We start from the raw sequence: 15,155 nt of genomic DNA, 5'->3' as shown, positions 1-15,155 counted from the left end.
GACCTGTCATCTGGAATTGTGTCTATGGGCGTCCTTGCCTGTGGGACTGCGAATTTACGGGTTCAGGACATGGGAAAAATGAATTCTCCGGCTTGGGACGACGGTCCGCATCGCTTTGCGCTGAGCGCATTTCTGATGCGTCAGATCATTGCGCTTGCTGGTTTCACTGTTTTTATCGCGCTTGCGCTGGCTGTTGCCGCTCTGGCGACGTGGAACGTTTCTGATCCGAGCTTGTCATACGCAACATCGAATCAACCGACTAACATTCTCGGTTATAGCGGTGCGGCCTTTGCCGATCTTCTGATGCAGTTCTTCGGCCTGTCGGCAATCGTCAGTTTGCTGCCGATATTGGCGTGGTCATTCTGCATGATCTCGGGTCGACGGCTGCGGCGTATTCCGGCGCGGGTTGCCGCCTGGCTTGGTGGTGCATTCGTGTCTGCCGCTGCGATTGGCTGTTTTACCGCACCCGCCACCTGGCCGCTGCCGAATGGCATTGGCGGAGTGATCGGTGACATGATCCTGCGTTTTCCAGCCCTGTTCATCGGTGCGTATCCTACCGGTACCTTCGCCATGATCATCGGCTGCATTTTTGCTGTACCGGCGACCTGGATGCTGTTGTTTGCCTCTGGCATCATTACCGGTGCGCAGGCCGATGAAGATGAAGAAGACGACAAGCCTGCCGTAGTCTCGACCAGCAAGGCGCGCAGCTTGCGTGACATGGAAGAAGATGATGAGGATGATAGCGAAAGTTTCCTCTACCGTATTCTGCCAATCGGCGCTGCTGCCCACTACTGGTACATTACGCAGGCGCGGGCACGCCGCATTTTCGGCATCAAACCACGTGCGTCTTTCCGCAATGATTTCGAGCAGCCTTATGACTTCAACGACGAAGACGATGATTTTGTCGCGGATGAAGCACCCGCCCGTCATACCCCAGCGCAACCAGCCCGCATAACACAGCGCACCGAACCCTCGTTCGAGCAGCGTGCAGAAGCGCGTGCACAGTCCGAACGTCGCGTCGTTGCGCCGCCGCCAATCTCGATTGGTGATGAAGAGGATGACGAGCCACCATTTGATGTCGATGAACGCCGTCTTCCTGCAGGTATCCTGTCTGCGGATGACGATGATGATGATCTCGACATGCAGGCAGAGAACTTCGTGGCAGGCACACCACGCCCGGCCAATGGTCAGAAAAACCCGCTGCGTGTAACGCCGCAGGTTACGCGTCCGCAGCCAAGTGCGCGGGTCATGCGTGAGGCACAGGCATCCTTTATCGATCCTGATGGCTTCCAGCTTCCTTCGGTTCATCTTCTGGCAGAGCCAAAGGGTGTGGTGCGTGACCATACGCTGAGCGAAGAAATGCTCGAGCAGAATGCCCGCATGCTGGAAGGTGTTCTGGAAGACTTTGGCGTTAAGGGTGAAATCATTCATGTCCGCCCGGGTCCTGTTGTTACGCTTTATGAACTGGAGCCTGCGCCAGGTATCAAATCGTCGCGTGTTATCGGCCTTGCCGATGATATTGCCCGCTCAATGAGTGCGATTGCAGCGCGTGTTGCCGTGGTCCCCGGCCGTAATGCCATCGGTATCGAATTGCCGAACCACAGCCGTGAAACGGTTTATCTGCGCGAACTGATCGGCAGCCGTGATTTCGAGGGCAGCAAGGCAAAGCTCGCCATGTCGCTCGGCAAGACCATTGGCGGTGAACCTGTTATCGCCGACCTTGCCAAGATGCCTCACCTGCTGGTGGCTGGTACGACCGGTTCGGGTAAGTCTGTTGCCATCAACACGATGATCCTGTCCTTGCTCTACCGTTTGTCCCCAGAGCAGTGCCGCCTGATTATGATTGATCCGAAGATGTTGGAATTGTCTGTCTATGACGGTATTCCGCACCTGTTGTCGCCAGTGGTGACCGATCCGAAGAAGGCTGTTGTCGCGCTCAAGTGGACCGTGCGCGAGATGGAAGAACGTTACAAAAAGATGTCGAAGATCGGTGTGCGTAACATCGATGGGTTCAACTCGCGTGTTCAGCAGGCGCTGGACAAGGGTGAAGTGCTGACACGTACCGTTCAGACTGGCTTTGACCGCCAGACCGGCGAAGCAATCTATGAGACGGAGGAGTTCGATCTCAAGCCGATCCCCTATATCGTTGTGATCATCGACGAAATGGCCGACCTGATGATGGTCGCCGGCAAGGACATTGAAGGTGCCGTACAGCGTCTGGCACAGATGGCCCGTGCTGCCGGTATCCACGTTATCATGGCAACGCAGCGCCCATCGGTTGACGTTATTACCGGTACGATCAAGGCCAACTTCCCAACCCGTATCTCCTTCCAGGTAACGTCGAAGATCGACAGCCGCACGATCCTTGGAGAGCAGGGCGCCGAGCAGCTTCTTGGCATGGGTGACATGCTTTACATGGCGGGCGGCGGACGTATCCAGCGTGTTCACGGTCCTTTCGTATCGGATAATGAAGTCGAGGAAATCGTTGCCTATCTGAAGACACAGGGTGCACCGGAATATCTCGAAGCCATCACCATCGATGAAGATGAAGACGGTGGTGCCGGTGGTGGACCTGCCGGAACCAGCAACCTTGCGGATTCGGAAGATCCTTACGATCAGGCCGTTGCCGTGGTTCTGCGGGATGGCAAGGCATCGACGTCCTACATCCAGCGACGTCTTGGCATTGGTTACAACCGTGCCGCTTCACTGATCGAACGTATGGAAAAGGAAGGCGTCATCGGTCCGGCGAACCATGCCGGCAAGCGCGAAATTCTCGTGCCGACGGAAGCCGACATCATCGAGCGATAAATCTGCGCAACCCCTTGGGCAGCATGAACGTTTGTTAACCTGAAACGTCATGAAGCTGCCGCCTTTTCAAGGCATTTGGGTGAGCGATGAAGGAGAATAGTATGAACGAAATCACACCGGTCCGTGACACGAATGAAGGCTTGGAACAACCGGGCGTTACACGTCGCGGATTGTTGTCGGCCGTTTCCATGGCGGGTGTGTTTGCCGCAGTTGGGCTTTCGCCGGTTGCTGCTTTGGCGCAGGCCCCGGCCAACGCAACCGCCCAGAAGATTGCCAATCACTTTTCGTCCGTCAAAACCATGATGGGTGAATTTGTGCAGTTTGGCCCACGTGGCGAACAGACCGGTGGCAAGTTTTACATCGAGCGGCCCGGCAAATTGCGCTTCAATTATGAAGACCCATCGCCAATGCGTGTTATCTCTGATGGCAACAACGTCGTCATCGGCAATATGAAGCTGAAGACCTGGGATATTTACCCGCTGTCCAAGACACCACTCAGCCTACTTTTGTCCAACAAGATCGACCTGTCCAACGACAAGGTTAAGAACGTCAAGGAAGAGCCAGACCTCACCACCATCGTGCTTGGTGACAAGAGCATTTTTGGTGAAGCCACAATTACATTGATGTTTGACCCTAAAACCTTTGATCTGCGCCAGTGGACGACCACTGACACCCAGAACAAGGACACCACCGTGATGATCTTTAATGTTCAGACCGGTGTCGACTTTGACAAGCGTGTGTTCAATATCAATTATGATGAAGTGCGTCGCCGCGGCAAATAAGCTGCTGGCGGTTTTGCACTGTTCCACGGAAAGGCGGCTTTAGGCCGCCTTTTTTGTTCAGGTTTCCGGTTCGATAGTGTAAGCCTGCCGCAAGGGTTACCGGCCTTGCCGGTACATGGGAACGCGGAGCAATTCATGACATTTTCGATAACCACCTGGAACATCAATTCCGTGCGGTTGCGCATGCCGATCGTTGAACAGTTTCTTGTCCGTTACCAGCCCGACGTACTGTGCCTTCAGGAAACGAAATGTCCCAATGGTGAGTTTCCTCTGAAGCCGCTCAAGGCGCTGGGATATGAACATGTGATGATCCACGGCCAAAAGGGCTACCACGGCGTGGCGATTGCCTCCAAGCTGCCGCTGAGCGAAGATCACCGTCAGGACTATTGTGGCGTGGGTGATGCCCGTCATGTTTCGGCAATCGTGGAAGCCGGTTCACGTCGGATTCGCGTTCATAATTTTTATGTGCCGGCTGGTGGCGATGAGCCGGATCGCAGCATCAACCCGAAATTCGGTCACAAGCTGGATTTTATCGAGGAGATGAAGGTGCTGAAGTCCAATGCCGGTCCGGGGCTTTCCTCCATTCTGGTCGGTGATCTGAACATCGCGCCACTGGAGAATGACGTCTGGTCACACAAGCAGCTTTTGAAGATCGTCAGCCATACACCTGTCGAAACCGAAGGTTTGCTGGATGTGATGAAGAAAGGCGACTGGCTGGACCTGATGCGCCTTAACGTACCGGACAGCGAAAAGATTTACACGTGGTGGAGCTACCGCGCCAAGGAATGGGATGTGGCCAACCGTGGCCGTCGTCTGGACCATATCTGGTCATCGCCGGATCTTGGCCCATCGCTGGACAAGATCGAGATCCTGCGCGAAGCACGCGGCTGGAACCGGCCATCCGACCACGTTCCGGTGACTGCCCATTTCAAGTTTTGAACTCGGTTTCGGGAATTTTTAGTTGAAACGGTGCTGCATGGCCGCAGCCCCAGATGCCAGTGATGCGAGGTTATCGCGAATACGTGCGATAACCATGTCGGCCACATCAGGATATTCTTCGACCAGACGGTGGAAGAGGGTGCGGGTTATCCTGATAACCTCTGAATCTTCGGCTGCTACGGCCGTGAATTTACGTTCACACAGCGTAAAAAGTGCGAGTTCCGACAGAAGCGTGCCTTCACCCGACCGTGTGGCCAGAACAGGCTTTCCGCCACGCCCCATGTTGGACAGTTCAAACAATCCCTTGATCACCAGAAAAGCGCATTCGGCCGGTGAGTTTTCGCGAAACAGCAACTGACCCGTCGACACCCGGCGACGCTCGGCACCAAAGGCGATCAGACGCAACTGATCTTCGCTGAGGCCCGCAAACAGCGGAACCTGCGAAAGCAGCCGAATGTCGTCCATCAATGCCATAACATGCTCCGCAATGCGTTGCGTTTTTTAAAGAAATATTGCGCGCATCAAAACACCAAAACGCAGTGCATTTCCAGCCCGAGCAAGGTATGGAAACGCACTGTCATATCGTTTTCCTGCGCTTGTAGTGCGATCTGACGTGTCGGTCACACTTACGAACGCAAAATTCACGGAACGATCTTGTAGCCGCCGTTTTCAGTAATAAGGATTTCGGCGTTGGAAGGATCGCGTTCAATCTTCTGGCGCAGGCGGTAGACGTGTGTTTCCAAAGTATGAGTGGTTACACCAGAGTTATAGCCCCAGACCTCTTCCAGCAGAACGTCGCGGGTGACAACCGCATTTCCGGCTCTGTAAAGATAACGGATGATCGCTGCTTCTTTTTCCGTCAGGCGGATCTTCTTGTTGTCTTCCGTCGTCAGAAGCTTCTGGCTCGGCTTGAACTGGTACGGACCAACCGTAAAGACGGCGTCTTCACTCTGCTCGTACTGGCGCAACTGTGCGCGGATGCGCGCCAGCAGCACCGCAAAGCGGAACGGTTTGGTGACGTAGTCGTTAGCGCCAGCCTCGAGACCGAGGATTGTATCGGAATCGGTGTCATGGCCTGTCAGCATGATGATTGGTGCCTTGAAGCCGCCCTTGCGCATCAATTTGACCGCTTCACGCCCATCCATGTCAGGCAGGCCAACATCCATGATCAGCAAGTCAACCTGCGCGTCCTTGACCGTCTGGATGGCCTTGGCAGCGTTTGCGCCTGTCAGCAGCGAGAACTCCTCATAGGGCGACAACTGCTCGCTCAGCGTCTCACGCAGGTCATCATCGTCGTCAACAAGAAGGATTGTTCGAGCCGTCATGCGTTGCTTGCCTTTTGTTTCAATAACTTGTTTGCGGTTCGAACTCATATTTAGTGCTCAGAACGCAGGATAAAAGGCAAAAAAGCGTGATAATGGGCGATTAGTGCCTCCTGCCATGATTTTCGGGTTGTTTTTCGCGCTCAAAGCACCTCGTCAGCGCAAATAAAAAGGCCGCCCCGTTTCCGGTGCGGCCTTCCGATATCCAGAACGAGGCCGAGGCCTCATTCGAAATCTTATTCAGCAGCTGCTTCTGCTGCCTTTGCTGCTTCTTCAGCAGCCTTTGCTTCAGCGGCTTCTGCTGCTGCCTTTTCGGCGGCCAGAGCCTGTGCTGCTGCAACCTTTTCAGCTTCCAGACGTGCCTTTTCTTCGGCAATTGCCTGACGCTCAGCATCGTTCAGCTTGCGAGCGCGTGTACCAGTGTTTTCAATGATACGTGCAGACTTACCGCGACGGTCGCGCAGGTAGTACAGCTTCGCGCGACGAACCTTACCGCGACGAACAACTTCAACGCCTTCAACCAGCGGAGAGTACATCGGGAATACGCGCTCAACGCCTTCGCCGTAGGAGATTTTGCGAACTGTGAAGCTCTCGTTGATGCCGCCGCCGGAACGGGCGATAACGACACCTTCGTAAGCCTGTACGCGTGTACGGGTACCTTCCGTAACGCGTACGTTAACGCGAACGGTGTCACCTGGGGAGAACTCAGGCAGGGTGCGCTTGGCAGCAATCTTGGCGGCCTGTTCGGCTTCCAGCTGTTCGATAATGTTAGTCATATTAACCTCTGATTTCTTCTGAAACAGCCAGAGCGCTCAACATGGTCCTCTTGGATCAAAGCCTCGAGGGTTTGCCTTGCGGCAGGAGCGAATTCACCATTCTTTGCTTGCGGTTAAGGGATATTTCCCATTTCCACGGGCGCAAATACAGCAAAGTGGCGCATTTGTCATCCCATTAAACGCAATATTTATCACCAAAAGCCGGTTCAGCATGGATTGCGAGGCTCAAAAGCACGCTATATGGCATGCCCATTCCCGGGAGAGGTTCCATGTCGATCTTTATGGCAGTTCTTTTATTTGCGACAGGGCTTTTTGCCGGAGTAGCCAATGCCATTGCCGGTGGTGGCACGTTTTTGACATTTGGTGCCATGACACTGGCTGGCATCACACCGATCTCGGCCAATGCGACATCCGCGATCGTGCAGTTTCCGGGCTATGTAACCTCGGCCATCGCCTACCTACCGGAAATCAGGCGCCATTGGCGCGAGGCCGTTGTGTTATGCATCGTTTCAGTGATTGGCGCATTGATGGGTGCGCTTCTCTTGCTGTCGTTGGACAACAGTTCCTTCCGGCAACTGGTGCCTTGGCTGTTGCTTGCTGCAACCGTGCTTTTTGCCGCCGGTCCGTGGCTGAGGCCCAAATCCAGCACTGAAAGTTCGGCGGGTAACCTGTCCAGTGTGCTGTGCCAGGGATTGGTGTCCATCTACGGCGGCTTTTTCAGCGCCGGTCTTGGCATCATGATGTTGGCCGTCCTCGGCCTGACGACGGGTGGCAGCTATCACTACATGAACGCGTTGAAAAACCTGCTGTCGGTCGTCGTTGCCTTTATCGCCATTGTTGTTTTTGTCAGTGGAGGCGTTGTCTCATGGATGGCGGCGCTGGTGATGATCCCAGGTGCTGCGATCGGCGGATATGTTGGGGTTCATATCGCAAGACGTGTGCCGCAGTGGCTGGTGCGTCTGCTTGTCGTTGCCGTCGGAACCATGCTGACAGGGTATTATTTCTTCACGCTCTGACTGTCTTTTGGCAGAAGATCAGGCCGACGTTCGCGTGTCAGGGCGAGTGCCTGTTCGCGTCGCCATTTTTCAATGGCAGCGTGGTTTCCAGAGGTCAGAACAGCGGGAATATCGCGCTCTTCCCACACTTGAGGACGGGTATAGTGCGGGTGTTCCAACAGGCCGCCCTCGAAACTCTCATGCACGCCAGAGAGGTCGTTGCCCATCACGCCTGGCAGAATACGCACCACCGCATCCAGAAGCGTCAGCGCTGCCGGTTCACCGCCGGACAAAATGTAATCGCCAATGCAGACCTCTTCGAGATTGCGGGCATCAATCACCCGCTGGTCGATGCCTTCAAAGCGACCGCAAACGATAATGGCGCCTTCTGCCTCGGCCAGTTGGCGCACGCGCTCCTGTGTCAAAGGCTTTCCGCGTGGGCTCATCAACAGACGTGGTCTGTTATCACCCTGCGAAACGTGATCAATGGCCCGTGCCAGAACGTCCGGTTTCAACACCATTCCGGCACCACCGCCTGCGGGCGTGTCGTCTACGCTGCGATGTTTGTCTGTTGCAAATTCGCGGATCTGCACCGTTTCCAACGACCACTGTTCACGCTCAAGCGCCTTGCCAGCGAGTGAGTAGCCCAAATGTCCCGGAAACATTTCCGGGTATAGTGTGAGTACGGTGGCCTTGAAGGTCATGTTATTTCTTCTTGCCGAAAACCGGATGGTCAGGATCGTCCTTGCCATCATCGGGATTATCGATCAGTCCGGCGGCCATCGGGTCAATGAGGATCTTGCCAGCTTCGAGATCGATTTCCAGAACCGCCGCTTCCGAGAAAGGAATAAGGGCAGGACGTCTTCCCGCACCTTTCAGCTCCAACAGGTCGCCAGCGCCAAAGTCATGAACGGCGGTGACCGAACCATAGCTCTTGCCATCGGCGTCAACGGCTTCAAGCCCTTCCAGATCGGTGTAGAAAAACTCGTCATCATCAAGTTCGTCGTCGGGCAGATTTTCCCGATCGATGAAAAGCTCAAGACCGTTCAGGGCTTCTGCCGCATTGCGATCGTTGATGCCACGGAACCTGACGATCACCACCGTCTTGTTCTCGCGCATTTCGAGAATTTCGAAAACACGTCCGTCAGCCGCTACAAGGTTGCCGTAATCGCCGAGCGCCATAGCGTCGTCTGTATAGGAGCTGACGCGCACTTCACCGCGCAGGCCTTGCGCCGCGCCGATTTTGGCCATCAGAATCGGGTTTTCCAGCTTTGCCATGGGCTCGTCCGTTGGAGAATGTTGATGAAGATGCTTGTAAAAGCATGCATTCGAAATTGAAACAAAAAATGCCTGAAACCCGGCCAGTTGCGCTTTTAAAACGTCGATGGCTCAAGTGTTTCAAAACAAAAACGGGCAGCATGAACCATGCCACCCGCTTCTTGATGCATAAATGCCGGACTTATTCGGCAGCAGAAGCTTCTGCAGCAGCAGCAGCGGCGTCTTCAGCCTTCTGCTTCTTCTCAGCAATACGCTCCAGCGCCTTCTTGCCTGGCTTTGCCTTGTCTGGGTTGCTGCGTGTTGCACGCTCAGCAATACCAGCTTCGTTCAGGAAGCGCAGAACGCGGTCGGTTGGCTGTGCGCCCTTTTCAAGCCAGGTCTTCACCAGGTCAGCGTTCAGTTCGATGCGCAGTGGGTTGTCCTTGGCCAGCATTGGGTTCCAGGAACCAACCTTTTCGAGGAAACGGCCGTCGCGTGGCGAACGGGCGTCAGCAACTACGATCTGGTAGTAAGGGCGCTTCTTGGAACCACCGCGTGCGAGACGAATTTTAAGTGTCATGTCATTTACTCCTTGAGATGTCGTGTCCGCCTATCAGGCGGTCTTTTCGTTGCTGCCATGTTCGGCAGCGATTGCTTCATGATGCCGGATGACTTCCTTGATGATGAAGTTCAAGAACTTCTCGGCGAAATCCGGATCCAGATTGGCATCCTTTGCCAGACGGCGAAGGCGTTCGATCTGGTATTCTTCGCGCGCCGGATCTGCCGGCGGCAATTCGTACTTGGCTTTCAGGACACCGACTGCCTTGGTGCAGCGGAACCGTTCAGCCAGAACATGGACCAGTGCTGCATCGATGTTGTCGATGGACTGGCGGTATTCTGCGAGCTGGGCTTTCACTTCAGAATTGGTCATGATCGCACTCACTTCTTCTTCGGAAAGCCGGGTAGGCCGGGAATTCCACCAAGGCCGGGCAATCCGCCGCCGCCCAGACCGGGAAGTCCGCCTGGCAGGCCACCGAGGCCTGGCATTGCGCCTGGTTTGGTCAGTCCTGCGGCTTCGGCCTGCTTCTGCAAGGCTTCAAGCTGCTTGGGGTCCATGTTGGCGAGATCAGGCATGCCGCCCATTCCACCCATGCCGCCAAGGCCCATCTTACCTGCCAGGCCGCCCATCATCTGCTTCATGATGCCGCCCTTGCCTTTACCGCCCATGGCTTTCATCATATCGGCCATGCCGCGATGCATCTTGAGCAGCTTGTTGATTTCGGCGGCATCGGTGCCGGAACCGGCAGCGATACGCTTTTTGCGGCTATGCTTGAGCATATCAGGATTGGCACGCTCAGCCTTGGTCATCGACGAGATGATGGCGATCTGGCGGTCGAACATCTTGTCGTTCAGACCGGCCGAAGCCATCTTGTCCTTCATGCCTGCCATGCCGGGCATCAGACCCATGATGCCGCCCATGCCGCCCATCTTTTTCATCTGGGCAAGTTGGTCAGCAAGATCATTGAGGTCGAATTTGCCCTTGGCCATTTTTTCGGCCATGGCGCGGGCTTTTTCGGCGTCGATGTTTTCAGCGGCTTTTTCAACCAGCGAAACAATGTCGCCCATGCCGAGAATACGGTCTGCGATACGGCGTGGATGGAATTCATCCAGTTCGCCCATACGCTCGCCCGTACCAATCAGCTTGATCGGCTTGCCGGTAACAGCGCGCATCGAAAGGGCGGCACCGCCGCGGCCATCACCGTCCATACGGGTCAGGACAAGGCCGGTGATGCCAACGCGCTCATCGAAATTGCGGGCGAGATTGACGGCGTCCTGACCGGTCAAGCTGTCGGCAACCAGCAGGATTTCATGCGGGTTGGACTTCTTCTTGATATCGGCCATTTCCAGCATCAACGGTTCGTCGATGTGGGTACGGCCAGCCGTATCGAGGATGACGACGTCATGGCCGCCGAGTTTCGCAGCCTGAACGGCGCGTGCGGCGATATCTGTCGGGGACTGTCCGGCGATAACAGGCAGGGTGTCGATGCCGGTCTGTACGCCAAGCTGGCGCAGCTGTTCCTGGGCGGCTGGACGACGCGTGTCGAGAGATGCCATCAGCACCTTCTTCTTCTCGCGGTCGGTCAGGCGCTTGGCGATTTTGCCGGTGGTGGTTGTCTTACCAGAACCCTGCAGACCCACCATCATGATAACAACAGGGGCCGGTGCATGAAGGTCGATTGAAACGCCTTCAGAACCCAGCATTTCAACCAGCTCGTCGTGAACGATCTTCACAACCATCTGGCCAGGCTTGATGGACTTTAGAACGGAAGCGCCAACTGCCTTTTCACGCACCTTGTCCGTGAAGGAACGTACAACTTCCAGCGCCACGTCGGCTTCCAAAAGCGCGCGGCGAACCTCGCGCAGGGCTGCCGATACATCGGCTTCCGACAGCGCGCCACGGCCGGTCAGTCCATTTAGAATGGAACCAAGGCGGTCCTGGAGGTTTTCAAACATCGTTTCTTCCTTCTTCGTTCCGGGGTTTCCGAAACGTCGGTGCTTTTGCTGGCAAAAACAAGACGCAAAGCCAAAAAGCACCCGAGGGCGCGACGCGCTGTCGGGTGTTGACCTCCGGGATCTCTTTATACCTTTTCGGGTCCCGGTCGGTGGCTTGGAGTCTTGAAACTGCCAGCTAATCGGTGCGGATAAACAGGAAAGTGATGGGAAAGTCAAGGCTCTCAGGTGTTTTAGAGGCCTTGGGCAATAACTCCCGGCAATGTGATGGCAAAGCAAGGTCCTGTCACATTGAATATAGCCGGTGCCGTGGCTATATCATCGCGATGAAACGTCGCAACCTTTTTCGATTGTCAGCTCTGGCCGCGCTTGCTGCGGGTGGTGTTTTTGCCGCCACCAAGTCGAAGGCGGCTGGCTATTATCACGGCCCGGTTTCCGATCACTTTGACGGGACACGTTTTTTTAACCCCGGTGGTGAACCTCCGGGGAATTTTTTTGATCTTTTGAAATGGCGCACCAACGGTGCAAAGGCCACTTGGCCGCAGGATTATCCCAGTCCTTATCCGACCGCAAAACCGGACCAGCGGGTCAATGGCGCCGATTTGCGCATTACTTTTGTCGGTCACGCGTCTTTCCTGATCCAGACGGCCGGCCTGAACATCCTGGCTGATCCGGTTTGGTCGCAGCGGACGAGCCCTTTTTCCTTCGCCGGCCCGAAGCGGGTCAATCCGCCCGGTATCGTGTTCGAGGATCTTCCGCCAATCGACATCGTTCTGGTGACACATAATCATTACGACCATCTCGATATCGAGACCTTGAAGCGATTGCAGGCTGCCCATAAACCAACATTCATTACGCCACTGGGCAATGACAGCATTATCCTGTCCGATGTGCCTGATGCGAAGATAGAGGTCGGTGATTGGGGCGATGTGATCACCGCTGGTAACGGCGTGAAAATTCACGTGGAGCCCTGCCATCATTGGTCTGCGCGTGGTTTGAATGATCGGCGTATGGCGCTCTGGGCGGCGTTTGTCATCGAGACACCGGGTGGTAAAATATACCACATTGGCGATACCGGTTTCTTTCAGGGCAACAACTATCGGGCTGTGAAGGAAAAACATGGCGCGTTTCGCCTGGCAAACCTGCCGTTTGGTGCCTACGAACCACGCTGGTTTATGAAGGGGCAACACCAGAACCCGGCCGAGGCGGTGGAGGGCATGGTACTATGTGATGCGCGGCATGTCTGCGGTCATCACTGGGGTACCGTTCAGCTGACTGATGAGGCGATTGATGCACCGGTGTTTGCGCTTCAACTGGCGCTCAATGAAAAAGGGCTGGAGCACAGCCGTTTCCGACCGATGCGTCCCGGTGAGGTTTTTGACGTTCCTGTGTGAGTGGCCTTTTCAGGATTAGGGCCAACCACTGTTCGCAGCCATGGTCATACGCGGCTGACGCATGCCATGCATGTTGGCTCAAGGCTGGTAATTTGCTGCACTTTCCGCCATATAGGGCAAAATAAGCCTGCTCTCTGTGACGGGCATTTTCTCTATCAGGTACACGAGCTATGGCGAACACGGTCGAATTTGCGAAGATGAATGGACTTGGAAACAAGATCCTGGTTGTCGATATGCGCGGCCGCACTGACAATGTCACGCCGGAAGCTGCGATTGCGCTGAATGCGGATACAGCCACGCAGTTCGATCAGATCATGGCGATCCATGACCCCAAACTTGCCGGTACCGACGCTTATATCGATATTCTCAACTGTGATGGCACCAAGGCGCAGGCGTGTGGCAATGGTACGCGCTGTGTGGTGCAGGCGCTGTCGTCCGAAACAGGCAAAAAGACCTTCACCTTCCAGACTGTTGCCGGCATTCTGAATGCTGTCGAACACGAGGATGGCATGATTTCGGTCGACATGGGCAAGCCCCGGTTTGGCTGGCAGGAAATTCCTCTGTCTGAGGAGTTCCATGATACCAGCCGCATCGAATTGCAGATCGGGCCGATCGATAATCCCATTCTGCATTCGCCGGCTGTGATGTCGATGGGCAATCCACATGCGATCTTCTGGGTTAATCGTGATCCGATGGATTTTGATCTGGAACGTTTCGGCCCACTGCTTGAGAACCATCCGATGTTTCCGGAAAAGGCCAATATAACGTTGGCGCAGGTCACGTCAGACGCATCACTGCGCACCCGCACATGGGAGCGTGGTGCGGGTCTGACGCTTGCCTGCGGTTCTGCCGCCTGTGCAGCCGGCGTCAGCGCGGCGCGCACGGGAAAAACTGGGCGTACCGTGACCATCGATGTTGCCTCAAGCCCGATCCGTGTGCCGCTGACCATCGAATGGCGCGATGATGATCATGTCATCATGACTGGTCCTGCCGAATGGGAATGGTCCGGTGCCGTTGATCCTCAGAATGGCACTTGGCAGCGCGATGAAGCCGGTGAGACATCGTCCAGTGAGGCTTCAGTAAAATGAGCGGCGTCGAGGTCATTACCTTCGGCTGTCGTCTGAATACCTATGAATCGGAAGTGATGAAGGCCGAGGCGGAAAAAGCCGGGCTCAACAATGCTGTTCTGGTCAATACCTGTGCTGTGACGGGCGAGGCTGTGCGTCAGGCGCGCCAGGCCATTCGGCGTGCGCGCCGCGACAATCCGCACGCTCGCATCATTGTCACAGGTTGTGCTGCACAGACTGAGAAGCTGACCTTTGCTGACATGCCGGAGGTGGATGCCGTACTTGGTAATGAGGAGAAACTGAAAAGCGCTTCCTACCGCGCCCTTCCGGATTTTGGTGTGTCAGCGGAAGAAAAATTGCGCGTCAACGATATCATGAGCATCAAGGCGACAGCGCCGCAGATGGTCAAACATATTGACGGGCACGTTCGCGCGTTTATTCAGGTACAGAATGGCTGTGACCATCGTTGCACCTTTTGTATCATTCCCTATGGTCGCGGTAATTCTCGCTCGGTGCCGATGGGAGCGGTTGTCGAACAGGCCCGCAAGCTGACCGAAAGTGGTTACCGCGAAATCGTGCTGACCGGGGTGGATGCGACCAGTTATGGTGCTGATCTGCCGGGTGAACCTTCGCTTGGTTATCTCGCCAAGACCTTGCTGAAACAGGTGCCGGATATCCTGCGTCTGCGCCTGTCTTCTATCGACAGCATAGAAGCAGACAAACATTTGATGGATCTGATCGCCGATGAGCCACGGTTCATGCCGCATCTGCATCTCTCGCTGCAGCATGGCGACGACATGATCCTGAAACGTATGAAGCGCCGTCATCTGCGCGATGATGCCATTCGTTTCTGCAACGAGGTAAGGGCTCTGCGGCCTGATATTGCGTTTGGCGCTGACATGATCGTCGGTTTCCCCACGGAAACCGAAAACATGTTCGAAAATGCTGCCACACTTGCGGAAGAGTGCGGCATTTCCAATCTGCATGTTTTTCCCTACAGTCCGCGTGCTGGAACACCGGCAGCGCGCATGCCGCAGCTTGACCGTGGTCTGGTGAAAGAGCGTGCGGCAAGGCTGCGTGAGCGGGGTGAGGTGCTAAAACTTCGTCATCTGCAAAATATGGTTGGCAGCGAGCAGACTATTCTGGTTGAAAACAACGGTTTTTCGCATACCGATAATTTTACGCTGGTTGCAGCCCCATCGCTTGAGCCGCGCACTCTTGCGCGTGTTGCGATTACCGGTCACAACGGCAAGCACCTTACAATGGAACTTCTGGCTGCAAACGCGGCCTGAGAAAAAGATACG

Annotated in this window: 15 protein-coding genes; 7 read left to right on the top strand and 8 right to left on the bottom strand. The window is 55.3% G+C overall.

What is annotated here, in order from left to right; translation table 11 throughout:
* Window positions 1–78: 78 nt before the first annotated feature.
* The 3 genes from PYL13_RS00725 to PYL13_RS00715 all read left to right on the top strand — a co-directional run bounded on the left by PYL13_RS00725 (window position 79) and on the right by PYL13_RS00715 (window position 4,529).
* Window positions 79–2,808, top strand: a complete 2,730-nt coding sequence (locus PYL13_RS00725) for an FtsK/SpoIIIE family DNA translocase (protein WP_250984235.1) — start codon at window positions 79–81, stop codon at window positions 2,806–2,808.
* 101 nt (window positions 2,809–2,909) lie between these two features.
* The gene (locus PYL13_RS00720) at window positions 2,910–3,590 is read left to right on the top strand and encodes an outer membrane lipoprotein carrier protein LolA (RefSeq protein ID WP_275643366.1); all 681 of its coding nucleotides are present in this window, start codon (window positions 2,910–2,912) and stop codon (window positions 3,588–3,590) included.
* A 135-nt stretch (window positions 3,591–3,725) separates the two neighbouring features.
* Window positions 3,726–4,529, top strand: coding sequence for an exodeoxyribonuclease III (locus tag PYL13_RS00715; protein WP_275643365.1), 804 nt, complete (start codon window positions 3,726–3,728; stop codon window positions 4,527–4,529).
* Between the two features lie 18 nt (window positions 4,530–4,547).
* Here PYL13_RS00715 and PYL13_RS00710 read toward each other — a convergent pair whose 3' ends face one another.
* From PYL13_RS00710 to rplS, 3 genes are all read right to left on the bottom strand, one after another.
* Window positions 4,548–5,003 (bottom strand): cyclic nucleotide-binding domain-containing protein, encoded by a 456-nt coding sequence (locus tag PYL13_RS00710; protein ID WP_259149048.1) that lies wholly within the window; start codon window positions 5,001–5,003, stop codon window positions 4,548–4,550.
* 167 nt (window positions 5,004–5,170) lie between these two features.
* Entirely contained in the window at window positions 5,171–5,854 is a 684-nt protein-coding gene (locus PYL13_RS00705) for a response regulator transcription factor (RefSeq protein WP_192490472.1), read from the bottom strand.
* Between the two features lie 233 nt (window positions 5,855–6,087).
* Window positions 6,088–6,627: a 50S ribosomal protein L19 gene (gene rplS, locus PYL13_RS00700; protein WP_259149051.1), complete on the bottom strand. Its 540-nt coding sequence runs from the start codon at window positions 6,625–6,627 to the stop codon at window positions 6,088–6,090.
* 269 nt (window positions 6,628–6,896) lie between these two features.
* On the opposite strand from rplS, the gene PYL13_RS00695 reads away from it, so the two are divergent.
* Complete coding sequence (locus PYL13_RS00695; protein WP_275643364.1) at window positions 6,897–7,643, top strand: sulfite exporter TauE/SafE family protein; 747 nt, start codon at window positions 6,897–6,899, stop codon at window positions 7,641–7,643.
* Here the strand turns inward: PYL13_RS00695 and trmD are convergent.
* The 5 genes from trmD to ffh form a co-directional block, all read right to left on the bottom strand.
* The gene (gene trmD, locus PYL13_RS00690; protein WP_275643363.1) at window positions 7,625–8,326 is read right to left on the bottom strand and encodes a tRNA (guanosine(37)-N1)-methyltransferase TrmD; all 702 of its coding nucleotides are present in this window, start codon (window positions 8,324–8,326) and stop codon (window positions 7,625–7,627) included. The two genes, PYL13_RS00695 and trmD, sit on opposite strands and share 19 nt — an antisense overlap.
* Window position 8,327: 1 nt before the next feature.
* Complete coding sequence (rimM, locus tag PYL13_RS00685) at window positions 8,328–8,900, bottom strand: ribosome maturation factor RimM (RefSeq protein ID WP_192490468.1); 573 nt, start codon at window positions 8,898–8,900, stop codon at window positions 8,328–8,330.
* Window positions 8,901–9,081: 181 nt separating this feature from the next.
* Entirely contained in the window at window positions 9,082–9,459 is a 378-nt protein-coding gene (gene rpsP / locus PYL13_RS00680; RefSeq protein ID WP_192490467.1) for a 30S ribosomal protein S16, read from the bottom strand.
* Between the two features lie 33 nt (window positions 9,460–9,492).
* Window positions 9,493–9,810, bottom strand: coding sequence for a chorismate mutase (locus PYL13_RS00675; protein ID WP_192490466.1), 318 nt, complete (start codon window positions 9,808–9,810; stop codon window positions 9,493–9,495).
* Window positions 9,811–9,818: 8 nt separating this feature from the next.
* Window positions 9,819–11,393 (bottom strand): signal recognition particle protein, encoded by a 1,575-nt coding sequence (gene ffh, locus PYL13_RS00670; RefSeq protein WP_192490465.1) that lies wholly within the window; start codon window positions 11,391–11,393, stop codon window positions 9,819–9,821.
* Between the two features lie 323 nt (window positions 11,394–11,716).
* Here ffh and PYL13_RS00665 point away from each other — a divergent pair, with 323 nt between their 5' ends.
* The 3 genes from PYL13_RS00665 (at window position 11,717) to mtaB (ending at window position 15,143) form a co-directional block, all read left to right on the top strand.
* Window positions 11,717–12,784 carry an MBL fold metallo-hydrolase gene (locus PYL13_RS00665; protein WP_275643362.1) on the top strand — a complete coding sequence of 356 codons (1,068 nt, stop codon included), beginning with the start codon at window positions 11,717–11,719 and terminating at the stop codon, window positions 12,782–12,784.
* 170 nt (window positions 12,785–12,954) lie between these two features.
* The gene (gene dapF / locus PYL13_RS00660) at window positions 12,955–13,872 is read left to right on the top strand and encodes a diaminopimelate epimerase (protein WP_275643361.1); all 918 of its coding nucleotides are present in this window, start codon (window positions 12,955–12,957) and stop codon (window positions 13,870–13,872) included.
* The gene (gene mtaB / locus PYL13_RS00655) at window positions 13,869–15,143 is read left to right on the top strand and encodes a tRNA (N(6)-L-threonylcarbamoyladenosine(37)-C(2))-methylthiotransferase MtaB (protein ID WP_275643360.1); all 1,275 of its coding nucleotides are present in this window, start codon (window positions 13,869–13,871) and stop codon (window positions 15,141–15,143) included. The genes dapF and mtaB overlap by 4 nt, the downstream gene beginning before the upstream one ends.
* Window positions 15,144–15,155: the final 12 nt, after the last annotated feature.

Source organism: Agrobacterium sp. Azo12, from assembly GCF_029193765.2.
Classification (GTDB): domain Bacteria; phylum Pseudomonadota; class Alphaproteobacteria; order Rhizobiales; family Rhizobiaceae; genus Agrobacterium.
Note: the sequence above shows the minus strand (reverse complement) of the source record. Positions and strands in the feature narration are given on the sequence as shown.